Genomic DNA, 274 nt, shown 5'->3' on the forward strand with positions numbered 1-274 from the left:
GTGGCAAGAGGCTGTCAATCCACTTAGTACCGATAACTTTGACAAGTGCAGCGATCAACACGTAAATCAAGCCGACGAAGAGAATACCAGTCTGAGCTGCCGACACATCACCACCCATTTCCTTGATAGCAAGGGCCATAGCTGAGATATAGGCAAAGGAAGAACCTAGGTAAACCGGAACCTTAAACTGTGTCGCTACTTGGTAAATCAAGGTCCCGACACCTGATGCGAAGAGGGCAACCGATACGGGCATACCGAGAATCAGCGGCACCAA

Annotated in this window: 1 protein-coding gene; it reads right to left on the reverse strand. The window is 49.6% G+C overall.

Going from position 1 to position 274, the window contains the following annotated elements:
• Positions 1-274 (reverse strand): solute carrier family 23 protein (locus C1E99_RS13770; RefSeq protein WP_330848233.1); only part of this gene is annotated, 274 nt, incomplete at both ends.

Origin of the sequence: Streptococcus suis (assembly GCF_002964045.1) — a bacterium.
Classification (GTDB): Bacteria; Bacillota; Bacilli; order Lactobacillales; family Streptococcaceae; genus Streptococcus; species Streptococcus suis_U.